Origin of the sequence: Streptomyces sp. NBC_01549 (assembly GCF_026339955.1) — a bacterium.
In the GTDB taxonomy this organism is placed as follows: domain Bacteria; phylum Actinomycetota; class Actinomycetes; order Streptomycetales; family Streptomycetaceae; genus Streptomyces.
The window spans coordinates 769225-781159 of sequence record NZ_JAPEPW010000001.1 but is presented as its reverse complement, the minus strand read 5'-3'; the positions used below and the strand labels follow the sequence as shown (position 1 = coordinate 781159).

The window sequence follows — 11935 nt, the reverse complement described above, 5'->3', positions numbered from 1 at the left end:
AAGCAATGAGCAAGCTGCGCGTGGCGGTCCTCGGTGCCAAGGGCCGGATCGGGGCCGAGGCGGTACGAGCCGTCGAGGCCGCCGAGGACCTGGAGCTGGTGGCCGCGCTGGGCCGCGGTGACGAGCTGGAGGCGCTGGTCGCCACCGGCACCCAGGTCGTGGTCGAACTGACCACCCCGGCCTCGGTGATGGGCAACCTCGACTTCTGCGTCCGGCACGGCATCCACGCCGTGGTCGGCACGACCGGCTGGACCGACGAGCGACTCGCGCAGCTCAACGCCTCGCTGGCCGAGTCCCCGGAGACCGGCGTGCTCATCGCGCCCAACTTCTCCATCGGGGCCGTACTGACCATGAAGTTCGCCGAGGTCGCCGCGCCGTACTTCGAGTCCGTCGAGGTCGTCGAGCTGCACCACCCGAACAAGGTGGACGCCCCCAGCGGCACCGCCACGCGTACCGCCCAGCTCATCGCCGCGGCCCGCAAGCGCGCGGGCAGCGCCCCGCAGCCCGACGCCACGGCGACCGCCCTGGACGGCGCCCGCGGCGCGAACGTCGACGGCGTCCCGGTGCACGCGGTGCGCCTGCGCGGGCTCCTCGCCCACCAGGAGGTCTTGCTGGGCGGCGAGGGCGAGACCCTCACCATCCGCCACGACTCCCTCCACCACAGCAGCTTCATGCCGGGCATCCTGCTCGGCGTCCGCCGCGTGGTGACCACGCCGGGCCTCACCTTCGGCCTGGAACACTTCCTGGACCTCGGCTGAGCCGAGGGACGCACAACAGATAGCCGGCAGACATGCGCGCGAAGATCACCTACGCCGTCACGGCCGCCGTCCTGGTCGTCTACTTCGTCCTGGTCGGCAGCCGAGGCGTGCTGCTCATCCAGAACGGCACCCTGATCACCGTCACCTTCGGTGTCGCGGTGCTGATCCTGCCGGTCATCGGCATCTGGTTCCTGTGGAAGAACACCGAGTTCGTCCGCAAGGCCAACCGGCTCGCCGCCGAGCTCGACGCCGAGGGCGGCCTGCCCGTGGACGAGTTGAAGCGCACCCCGGGCGGCCGTATCGACCGTGACTCGGCCGACGAGGTCTTCGCCAGGCGCAAGGCCGAGACCGAGGACGCCCCGGACGACTGGCGCAGCTGGTTCCGCCTCGCGATCGCCTACCACGACGCCCGTGACACCCCGCGCGCCCGCAAGGCGATGCAGCGGGCGATCGCCCTGCGCGAGGGCAGGCCCCCGGCCGAGGCCTGAGCGCCAGGGCGAGCCCGAGAAGCACGAGGCAAGTGCGACGAGAAGCAGCAGGACGGGAAGCACGTCGAAGGGGCCGGTCCGCACTCCGCGGACCGGCCCCTTCGACGTGCTACGACCGCCGGGGGATCAACTCCGCCGGTACTCGTCGGCCCACACCTCGACGGCGTCCGCCGCCCGGTCGAACGCTTCCGCGCGCGCCAGGAAGTCGGAGTTGTGCGAGGTGAGCAGCGGCGGCACGGTGTCCGCCGCACGACCCTCGCGTACGAGGACCAGCGCCTGTCCCTGCACGGTGCGCGGCAGCCCGAGCCAGCGCACCGGCTGCTGGACGGTGCGTACGGCGACGACCTGCTCCCAGGACGCCGTACTCGTGTACAGGAAGCCCACGCGGCGCAGCCCCCGCGCACTCACCCAGACGCCCATCCGCAGCAGCCGCAGCGCGCACAGGATGACGAGCAGAGAGCCGACGAAACAGAGCAGCGCCGCGGAGCGGCTCCCGGTGAGCGCGATGATCACGGCCGCGACGAGCACGTAGGAAGCGAGCAGCAGGACGAGCGCGGCGAGCGCCACCCGCCAAGGCCCGGGCCGGTAGGGGCGCCGCCAGTGGCCGCGGTCGTCGAAGGGCAGGGCGACTTCGCCCGCCGCCTCGTCAAAGTCACGGTCCGCCGTCAGGAAGGGCAGGGGCACGACTGTTCCTCACTCAATCCACGCATGGGCTGTGCCCGGTGAGGCTATCGAGCGGGGTCCCCGCTCACCACCCTTGGGGGGCCATGGGGGTGCCCCCACGGCATTTGGGCAGCGGAGGAGGGTCAGCGGCCGTTGGAGGCTTCGGAATGCTGGGTCGTCGCGGACGACTGGTCCAGCGAGAGGGACGGCATCCCGAGAACCAACGCGCCCACCAGCCCGGCGACCACGGTGAGCCCCAGGAGCCAGCGGCCGAATATCTCGCCGCCCGACGCGCGCCCACGCGGTGGGGGAGTGACATTGCTGCGGAACTGGTCGGCTTCCGCGATGAAGGCGAACGGTACGGGTTCGCGCCGACGGAACATGGGGGTTGCTTCTCCTCTGGAGACTCGAACGAATCGCTGTCACCGGTACAGACGAGCGAAAGGCCCAAGAGGTGCCCGGAATCACCGAATTCGCTGAAGTTCGCCGACGAATGTCGCGGCACGGCACCGAACGCACCGTTGTCAGTGGCGGGCCGTAGAGTGGGCGCCGCCCGAGAGACGTGATGGGAAGGACCCTCCGCACCGTGACCGACACCCCCGCCGACGACCTCAAGCCCAGTTTCCGCAGCGATGTCACCGTCGAGCTGGTCAAGCACACCGCGTCCGACTCGGACGTGCTGTTCGCCGCCCGTGTCTCGACCGTCGGTGAGCAGTCCCTCGAGGAGCTCCAGAAGGACCCGGAGCGCTCCAAGGGCCTGCTGAACTACCTGATGCGGGACCGGCACGGCAGCCCCTTCGAGCACAACTCGATGACCTTCTTCGTCAGCGCCCCGATCTTCGTCTTCCGCGAGTTCATGCGGCACCGTGTGGGCTGGTCGTACAACGAGGAGTCGGGCCGGTACAGGGAGCTCCAGCCGGCCTTCTACGTCCCGGACGAGTCCCGCAAGCTGGTCCAGGAGGGCCGCCCCGGCAAGTACGTCTTCGTCGAGGGCACCCAGGCGCAGCAGGAGCTCACGGGCCGCGTGATGGAGGACTCCTACCGACAGGCGTACGAGGCCTACCAGGAGATGCTCGCCGCCGGTGTGGCCCGTGAGGTGGCGCGTGCCGTCCTCCCCGTCGGCCTCTTCTCCTCGATGTACGCCACGTGCAACGCACGCTCCCTGATGCACTTCCTGGGCCTGCGCACCCAGCACGAGCTCGCCAAGGTCCCGTCCTTCCCGCAGCGGGAGATCGAGATGGTCGGCGAGAAGATGGAGGCGGAGTGGGCCAAGCTCATGCCGCTCACCCACGCGGCCTTCAATGCCAACGGGCGCGTGGCGCCGTAACGCGCTCCCTCACGCCGTCCGGCACACATGTGCGGATGGACCGAGTGAGGTGTCCGTATTGCGGCATTTCGAGAAGTTCATCTAGCCTGATCAAACGGACCCGGCACTGCTTGAACCCCCGAGCAGGCAGTGCCGGGCTCCGCATTTGTCGCGCTTTGTCGTGTCCCCCGAGGGCAGACCACGCCCTGAGCAGCGAGTAGCGTGTTACCCATGGCTCCGACCTCCACTCCGCAGACCCCCTTCGGGCGGGTCCTCACCGCCATGGTCACGCCCTTCACGGCGGACGGCGCACTCGACCTCGACGGCGCACAGCGGCTCGCCACCCACCTGGTGGACGCAGGCAATGACGGCCTGATCATCAACGGCACCACCGGTGAGTCCCCGACCACCAGTGACGTGGAGAAATCGGATCTCGTACGAGCCGTACTCGAGGCGGTCGGCGACCGCGCCCACGTTGTCGCGGGCGTCGGCACGAACGACACCCACCACAGCATCGAGCTCGCCCGCGCCGCCGAGAAGACCGGCGCGCACGGCCTGCTGACCGTGACGCCGTACTACAACAAGCCCCCGCAGGAGGGCCTGTACCGTCACTTCTCGGCCATCGCCGACGCGACCGAGCTGCCGGTCATGCTGTACGACATCCCCGGCCGCAGCGGCGTACCGATCAGCACCGAAACTCTCGTGCGGCTGGCCGAGCACCCGCGTATCGTCGCGAACAAGGACGCCAAGGGGGACCTGGGCCGAGCCAGCTGGGCCATCGCCCGCTCCGGACTCGCCTGGTACTCGGGCGACGACATGCTGAACCTGCCGCTGCTCTCCGTGGGCGCGGTCGGCTTCGTCTCCGTCGTCGGCCACGTCGTCACCCCGGAGCTGCGCGCCATGCTGGACGCGTATGTCTCGGGTGACGTACAGAAGGCCACCGAGATCCACCAGAAGCTGCTTCCCGTCTTCACCGGTATGTTCCGCACCCAGGGCGTCATGACGACGAAGGCCGCGCTCGCCCTGCAGGGACTGCCCGCAGGACCGCTGCGCGCCCCGATGGTCGAGCTGTCGCCCGAGGAGACCGCCCAGCTCAAGATCGATCTTGCTGCCGGCGGGGTAGAGCTCTAAATACAGACTTCACAACTGAATACGCACGACAACGCAGGCCAGGGGCCTGCACCCCACACAGACAACTGCTACTGCACGAACGTCATGCGCGCCACGTGCCTTGCCAGGTACGTGGCGCGTGTGGTGAGGAGAGTCTTTTGAGTCATCCGCATCCTGAACTCGGCCCGCCGCCGAAGCTTCCCCAGGGAGGCCTGCGGGTCACCCCGCTCGGTGGCCTCGGCGAAATCGGCCGGAACATGACGGTCTTCGAATACGACGGCCGCCTGCTGATCGTCGACTGCGGAGTGCTCTTCCCCGAGGAGGAGCAGCCCGGAATCGACCTGATCCTGCCGGACTTCACGTCCATCAGGGACCGCCTCGACGACATCGAGGGCATCGTCCTCACACATGGCCACGAGGACCACATCGGCGCCGTCCCGTTCCTCCTGCGCGAGAAGCCGGACATCCCGCTGATCGGCTCCAAGCTGACCCTCGCCCTCATCGAGGCGAAGCTCCAGGAGCACCGCATCCGCCCCTACACGCTCGAAGTCGCGGAGGGTCACCGCGAGCGCATCGGCCCCTTCGACTGCGAGTTCGTGGCGGTCAACCACTCCATCCCGGACGCCCTCGCGGTCGCCATCCGCACCCCCGCGGGCATGGTCGTCCACACCGGCGACTTCAAGATGGACCAGCTCCCGCTGGACAACCGCCTCACCGACCTGCACGCGTTCGCACGTCTGAGCGAGGAAGGTATCGACCTTCTCCTCTCCGACTCCACGAACGCCGAGGTTCCGGGGTTCGTCCCGCCCGAGCGCGACATCTCGAACGCGCTGCGGACGGTCTTCGCCAGTGCCCGCAAGCGGATCATCGTGGCGAGCTTCGCCAGCCACGTTCACCGCATCCAGCAGATCCTGGACGCGGCCCATGAGTACGGCCGCCGGGTCGCCTTCGTCGGCCGCTCGATGGTCCGCAACATGGGCATCGCCCGGGACCTGGGTTATCTGAAGGTCCCGCCGGGCCTGGTGGTGGACGTCAAGACGCTCGACGACCTCCCGGAGCACGAGATCGTCCTCGTCTGCACGGGCTCGCAGGGCGAGCCGATGGCGGCCCTGTCGAGGATGGCCAACCGGGACCACCAGATCCGGATCGTCCAGGGCGACACGGTGATCCTGGCCTCGTCGCTCATCCCGGGCAACGAGAACGCGGTCTACCGCGTCATCAACGGCCTCACCCGCTGGGGCGCCAACGTCGTCCACAAGGGCAACGCCAAGGTGCACGTCTCCGGCCACGCCTCCGCGGGCGAGCTGCTGTACTTCTACAACATCTGCAAGCCGCGGAACCTGATGCCGGTCCACGGCGAATGGCGCCACCTGCGCGCCAACGCCGAGCTCGGCGCCCTCACCGGCGTCCCGCACGACCGCATCGTGATCGCCGAGGACGGAATCGTCGTCGACCTCATCGAGGGCAAGGCCAAGATCTCCGGCAAGGTCCAGGCGGGTTACGTGTACGTCGACGGCCTCTCGGTCGGGGACGTGGGCGAGCCGGCGCTCAAGGACCGCAAGATCCTCGGCGACGAGGGCATCATCTCGGTCTTCATGGTGATCGACGCCAGTACGGGCAAGATCACCGCCGGCCCGCACGTCCACGCGCGTGGTTCGGGTATCGACGACTCCGCCTTCGGAGATGTCATCCCGAAGATCACGGAGGTTCTGGAGCGCTCGGCCCAGGACGGTGTGGTCGAACCCCACCAGATGCAGCAGCTCATCCGCCGCACGCTGGGCAAGTGGGTGTCGGACAACTACCGCCGGCGCCCGATGATCCTGCCGGTCGTCGTCGAGGTCTGACCCCTCGCACACGCCAACTCCGGAGCGGGGCCCCTCGATTTGCATCGGGGCGCCCCGCTCCAGTAGGTTTACGGCTCCACCTGAACGGGAACCCGGCACGACCGTGTGCCAGGAACCATCTCGAGCGGGTCGGAAATTCCGACTCAGAATCTCTGATAAAGTCGGAGCCGCCGGAAAGGGAAACGCGGAAGCGGAAACCTGGAAAGCGCCGAGGAAATCGGATCGCGAAGCGGTCTGATAGAGTCGGAAACGCAAGACCGAAGGGAAGCGCCCGGAGGAAAGCCCGAGAGGGTGAGTACAAAGGAAGCGTCCGTTCCTTGAGAACTCAACAGCGTGCCAAAAATCAACGCCAGATATGTTGATACCCCGTCTCCGGCCGATCGGCTGGGGCGAGGTTCCTTTGAAAAAGTCCTGCCGGGCACTGCCTGGTAGGCGCACAGCGAGGACGCTGTGAACCGGGAGGATTATTCCTCTTCCTGGTTCCGCTCTCGTGGTGTCGTCCCGATTACGGGAAAACATTCACGGAGAGTTTGATCCTGGCTCAGGACGAACGCTGGCGGCGTGCTTAACACATGCAAGTCGAACGATGAAGCCCTTCGGGGTGGATTAGTGGCGAACGGGTGAGTAACACGTGGGCAATCTGCCCTTCACTCTGGGACAAGCCCTGGAAACGGGGTCTAATACCGGATAACACCTGCCTGGGCATCTGGGTGGGTTAAAAGCTCCGGCGGTGAAGGATGAGCCCGCGGCCTATCAGCTTGTTGGTGAGGTAGTGGCTCACCAAGGCGACGACGGGTAGCCGGCCTGAGAGGGCGACCGGCCACACTGGGACTGAGACACGGCCCAGACTCCTACGGGAGGCAGCAGTGGGGAATATTGCACAATGGGCGAAAGCCTGATGCAGCGACGCCGCGTGAGGGATGACGGCCTTCGGGTTGTAAACCTCTTTCAGCAGGGAAGAAGCGAGAGTGACGGTACCTGCAGAAGAAGCGCCGGCTAACTACGTGCCAGCAGCCGCGGTAATACGTAGGGCGCAAGCGTTGTCCGGAATTATTGGGCGTAAAGAGCTCGTAGGCGGCTTGTCACGTCGGGTGTGAAAGCCCGGGGCTTAACCCCGGGTCTGCATTCGATACGGGCTAGCTAGAGTGTGGTAGGGGAGATCGGAATTCCTGGTGTAGCGGTGAAATGCGCAGATATCAGGAGGAACACCGGTGGCGAAGGCGGATCTCTGGGCCATTACTGACGCTGAGGAGCGAAAGCGTGGGGAGCGAACAGGATTAGATACCCTGGTAGTCCACGCCGTAAACGGTGGGAACTAGGTGTTGGCGACATTCCACGTCGTCGGTGCCGCAGCTAACGCATTAAGTTCCCCGCCTGGGGAGTACGGCCGCAAGGCTAAAACTCAAAGGAATTGACGGGGGCCCGCACAAGCAGCGGAGCATGTGGCTTAATTCGACGCAACGCGAAGAACCTTACCAAGGCTTGACATGCACCGGAAACGGCCAGAGATGGTCGCCCCCTTGTGGTCGGTGTACAGGTGGTGCATGGCTGTCGTCAGCTCGTGTCGTGAGATGTTGGGTTAAGTCCCGCAACGAGCGCAACCCTTGTTCTGTGTTGCCAGCATGCCCTTCGGGGTGATGGGGACTCACAGGAGACTGCCGGGGTCAACTCGGAGGAAGGTGGGGACGACGTCAAGTCATCATGCCCCTTATGTCTTGGGCTGCACACGTGCTACAATGGCAGGTACAATGAGCTGCGAAGCCGTGAGGCGGAGCGAATCTCAAAAAGCCTGTCTCAGTTCGGATTGGGGTCTGCAACTCGACCCCATGAAGTCGGAGTTGCTAGTAATCGCAGATCAGCATTGCTGCGGTGAATACGTTCCCGGGCCTTGTACACACCGCCCGTCACGTCACGAAAGTCGGTAACACCCGAAGCCGGTGGCCCAACCCCTTGTGGGAGGGAGCTGTCGAAGGTGGGACTGGCGATTGGGACGAAGTCGTAACAAGGTAGCCGTACCGGAAGGTGCGGCTGGATCACCTCCTTTCTAAGGAGCATCTAGGCTGCCGGGCTTGCCCGGTGGTCCAGGGCCATTACGTCGGCAAATGTTCGACGGTGGTTGCTCATGGGTGGAACGTTGATTATTCGGCACTCTTGACTGTCTTCTCCTTCCAGTACTGCTCTTCGGGGTGTGGAACGAATGAGGGAAGCGGTGGGGGTGTCGGGCACGCTGTTGGGTGTCTGAGGGTTCGGCCGATTGTTGGCTGCCTTCAGTGCCGGCCCCAGTGCACTCGAACCGGAAGGTTCGGGGTGATGGGTGGTTGGTCGTTGTTTGAGAACTGCACAGTGGACGCGAGCATCTGTGGCCAAGTTTTTAAGGGCGCACGGTGGATGCCTTGGCACCAGGAACCGATGAAGGACGTGGGAGGCCACGATAGTCCCCGGGGAGTCGTCAACCAGGCTTTGATCCGGGGGTTTCCGAATGGGGAAACCCGGCAGTCGTCATGGGCTGTCACCCTTGCCTGAACACATAGGGCAAGTGGAGGGAACGCGGGGAAGTGAAACATCTCAGTACCCGCAGGAAGAGAAAACAACCGTGATTCCGGGAGTAGTGGCGAGCGAAACTGGATGAGGCCAAACCATATGCGTGTGAGACCCGGCAGGGGTTGCGTATGTGGGGTTGTGGGATTTCTCTTTCACGGTCTGCCGGCCGTGAGACGAGTCAGAAACCGTTGATGTAGGCGAAGGACATGCGAAAGGTCCGGCGTAGAGGGTAAGACCCCCGTAGTCGAAACGTCAACGGCTCGTTTGAGAAACACCCAAGTAGCACGGGGCCCGAGAAATCCCGTGTGAATCTGGCGGGACCACCCGCTAAGCCTAAATATTCCCTGGTGACCGATAGCGGATAGTACCGTGAGGGAATGGTGAAAAGTACCGCGGGAGCGGAGTGAAATAGTACCTGAAACCGTGTGCCTACAAGCCGTGGGAGCGTCGGGCAAGCACTTGTGCTTGCCTCGTGACTGCGTGCCTTTTGAAGAATGAGCCTGCGAGTTTGCGGTGTGTTGCGAGGTTAACCCGTGTGGGGAAGCCGTAGCGAAAGCGAGTCCGAATAGGGCGATTTAGTAGCGCGCTCAAGACCCGAAGCGGAGTGATCTAGCCATGGGCAGGTTGAAGCGGCTGTAAGAGGTCGTGGAGGACCGAACCCACCAGGGTTGAAAACCTGGGGGATGACCTGTGGTTAGGGGTGAAAGGCCAATCAAACTCCGTGATAGCTGGTTCTCCCCGAAATGCATTTAGGTGCAGCGTCGTGTGTTTCTTGCCGGAGGTAGAGCACTGGATAGGCGATGGGCCCTACCGGGTTACTGACCTTAGCCAAACTCCGAATGCCGGTAAGTGAGAGCGCGGCAGTGAGACTGTGGGGGATAAGCTCCATGGTCGAGAGGGAAACAGCCCAGAGCATCGACTAAGGCCCCTAAGCGTACGCTAAGTGGGAAAGGATGTGGAGTCGCAGAGACAACCAGGAGGTTGGCTTAGAAGCAGCCACCCTTGAAAGAGTGCGTAATAGCTCACTGGTCTAGTGATTCCGCGCCGACAATGTAGCGGGGCTCAAGCGTACCGCCGAAGTCGTGTCATTGCAGCAATACGCCCAACGGCGGCTGTGATGGGTAGGGGAGCGTCGTGTGCCGGGTGAAGCCGCGCCGGAAGGCAGTGGTGGACGGTTCACGAGTGAGAATGCAGGCATGAGTAGCGATACACACGTGAGAAACGTGTGCGCCGATTGACTAAGGGTTCCTGGGTCAAGCTGATCTGCCCAGGGTAAGTCGGGACCTAAGGCGAGGCCGACAGGCGTAGTCGATGGATAACCGGTTGATATTCCGGTACCCGCTGTGAAGCGTCAAACATCGAACCAGGCGATGCTAAGTCCGTGAAGCCGCCCCGGAGCCTTCGGGCAAAGGGGAGTGGTGGAGCCGACGGACCAGACCTGTAGTAGGTGAGTGATGGGGTGACGCAGGAAGGTAGTCCATCCCGGGCGGTGGTTGTCCCGGGGTAAGGGTGTAGGACGTCAGGTAGGTAAATCCGCCTGGCACATAGTCTGAGACCTGATGCCGAGCCGATTGTGGTGAAGTGGATGATCCTATGCTGTCGAGAAAAGCCTCTAGCGAGTTTCATGGCGGCCCGTACCCTAAACCGACTCAGGTGGTCAGGTAGAGAATACCGAGGCGTTCGGGTGAACTATGGTTAAGGAACTCGGCAAAATGCCCCCGTAACTTCGGGAGAAGGGGGGCCATCACCGGTGATGAGTCTTGCACTCTGAGCTGGGGGTGGCCGCAGAGACCAGCGAGAAGCGACTGTTTACTAAAAACACAGGTCCGTGCGAAGCCGTAAGGCGATGTATACGGACTGACGCCTGCCCGGTGCTGGAACGTTAAGGGGACCGGTTAGTCACTCTTCGGGGTGGCGAAGCTGAGAACTTAAGCGCCAGTAAACGGCGGTGGTAACTATAACCATCCTAAGGTAGCGAAATTCCTTGTCGGGTAAGTTCCGACCTGCACGAATGGCGTAACGACTTCTCGACTGTCTCAACCATAGGCCCGGTGAAATTGCACTACGAGTAAAGATGCTCGTTTCGCGCAGCAGGACGGAAAGACCCCGGGACCTTTACTACAGTTTGATATTGGTGTTCGGTTCGGCTTGTGTAGGATAGGTGGGAGACTGTGAAGTGCGGGCGCCAGCCCGTGTGGAGTCGTCGTTGAAATACCACTCTGGTCGTGCTGGATGTCTAACCTGGGTCCGTGATCCGGATCAGGGACAGTGTCTGATGGGTAGTTTAACTGGGGCGGTTGCCTCCTAAAGAGTAACGGAGGCGCCCAAAGGTTCCCTCAGCCTGGTTGGTAATCAGGTGTTGAGTGTAAGTGCACAAGGGAGCTTGACTGTGAGACCGACGGGTCGAGCAGGGACGAAAGTCGGGACTAGTGATCCGGCGGTGGCTTGTGGAAGCGCCGTCGCTCAACGGATAAAAGGTACCCCGGGGATAACAGGCTGATCTTCCCCAAGAGTCCATATCGACGGGATGGTTTGGCACCTCGATGTCGGCTCGTCGCATCCTGGGGCTGGAGTCGGTCCCAAGGGTTGGGCTGTTCGCCCATTAAAGCGGTACGCGAGCTGGGTTTAGAACGTCGTGAGACAGTTCGGTCCCTATCCGCTGTGCGCGTAGGAGTCTTGAGAAGGGCTGTCCCTAGTACGAGAGGACCGGGACGGACGAACCTCTGGTGTGCCAGTTGTCCTGCCAAGGGCATGGCTGGTTGGCTACGTTCGGGAGGGATAACCGCTGAAAGCATCTAAGCGGGAAGCCTGCTTCGAGATGAGGACTCCCACCCCCTTGAGGGGTTAAGGCTCCCAGTAGACGACTGGGTTGATAGGCCGGATCTGGAAGGCGGGTAACCGCTGGAGGTGACCGGTACTAATAGGCCGAGGGCTTGTCCTCAGTTGCTCGCGTCCACTGTGTTGGTTCTGAAACCACGAACAACCCCATTCCCAGGGCCACTGGGTGTGGTGCGGTAGTTACAGTTTCATAGTGTTTCGGTGGTCATAGCGTGAGGGAAACGCCCGGTTACATTCCGAACCCGGAAGCTAAGCCTCACAGCGCCGATGGTACTGCAGGGGGGACCTTGTGGGAGAGTAGGACGCCGCCGAACTCATATTAAAAGAGCTGGTCCCCGAACTTCGGTTCGGGGACCAGCTCTTTTTTGTTGTCCGACACTTTGCGTT

General features: G+C 63.5%; 7 protein-coding genes and 3 rRNA genes. 8 read left to right on the top strand and 2 right to left on the bottom strand.

Annotated elements, in window-relative coordinates:
- Window positions 1–5 precede the first annotated feature (5 nt).
- A complete protein-coding gene (dapB, locus tag OG819_RS03260) occupies window positions 6–758 on the top strand; it encodes a 4-hydroxy-tetrahydrodipicolinate reductase (protein WP_266430514.1) in 753 nt (250 codons plus the stop codon).
- 32 nt (window positions 759–790) lie between these two features.
- Window positions 791–1246 carry a hypothetical protein gene (locus OG819_RS03255; protein WP_266430511.1) on the top strand — a complete coding sequence of 152 codons (456 nt, stop codon included), beginning with the start codon at window positions 791–793 and terminating at the stop codon, window positions 1244–1246.
- A 126-nt stretch (window positions 1247–1372) separates the two neighbouring features.
- Here the strand turns inward: OG819_RS03255 and OG819_RS03250 are convergent, their stop codons facing one another.
- Together OG819_RS03250 and OG819_RS03245 are read right to left on the bottom strand one after the other, a co-directional pair.
- Window positions 1373–1930, bottom strand: coding sequence for a hypothetical protein (locus OG819_RS03250; protein WP_266629328.1), 558 nt, complete (start codon window positions 1928–1930; stop codon window positions 1373–1375).
- Window positions 1931–2052: 122 nt separating this feature from the next.
- Window positions 2053–2292 (bottom strand): hypothetical protein, encoded by a 240-nt coding sequence (locus tag OG819_RS03245; RefSeq protein ID WP_266629330.1) that lies wholly within the window; start codon window positions 2290–2292, stop codon window positions 2053–2055.
- Window positions 2293–2495: 203 nt separating this feature from the next.
- Here OG819_RS03245 and thyX point away from each other — a divergent pair, with 203 nt between their 5' ends.
- From thyX to rrf, 6 genes are all read left to right on the top strand, one after another.
- Window positions 2496–3236 carry an FAD-dependent thymidylate synthase gene (thyX, locus tag OG819_RS03240; protein ID WP_266586409.1) on the top strand — a complete coding sequence of 247 codons (741 nt, stop codon included), beginning with the start codon at window positions 2496–2498 and terminating at the stop codon, window positions 3234–3236.
- Between the two features lie 210 nt (window positions 3237–3446).
- A complete protein-coding gene (dapA, locus tag OG819_RS03235; protein ID WP_266430499.1) occupies window positions 3447–4346 on the top strand; it encodes a 4-hydroxy-tetrahydrodipicolinate synthase in 900 nt (299 codons plus the stop codon).
- 137 nt (window positions 4347–4483) lie between these two features.
- Window positions 4484–6169, top strand: coding sequence for a ribonuclease J (locus tag OG819_RS03230; protein ID WP_266629332.1), 1686 nt, complete (start codon window positions 4484–4486; stop codon window positions 6167–6169).
- Window positions 6170–6687: 518 nt separating this feature from the next.
- A 16S ribosomal RNA gene (locus tag OG819_RS03225) occupies window positions 6688–8213 on the top strand.
- Window positions 8214–8530: 317 nt separating this feature from the next.
- Window positions 8531–11651 (top strand): 23S ribosomal RNA (locus OG819_RS03220).
- Between the two features lie 94 nt (window positions 11652–11745).
- Window positions 11746–11862: ribosomal RNA gene (rrf, locus tag OG819_RS03215) — 5S ribosomal RNA — on the top strand.
- The 16S, 23S and 5S rRNA genes sit together here, the layout of an rRNA operon.
- Window positions 11863–11935: the final 73 nt, after the last annotated feature.

Excerpts from the sequence above, each read along its gene's own strand:
- OG819_RS03245 (WP_266629330.1), bottom strand. The coding sequence starts at position 2,292 with ATGTTCCGTCGGCGCGAACCCGTACCGTTCGCCTTCATCGCGGAAGCC.
- dapB (WP_266430514.1), top strand. The coding sequence starts at position 6 with ATGAGCAAGCTGCGCGTGGCGGTCCTCGGTGCCAAGGGCCGGATCGGG.
- OG819_RS03255 (WP_266430511.1), top strand. The coding sequence starts at position 791 with ATGCGCGCGAAGATCACCTACGCCGTCACGGCCGCCGTCCTGGTCGTC.
- dapA (WP_266430499.1), top strand. The coding sequence starts at position 3,447 with ATGGCTCCGACCTCCACTCCGCAGACCCCCTTCGGGCGGGTCCTCACC.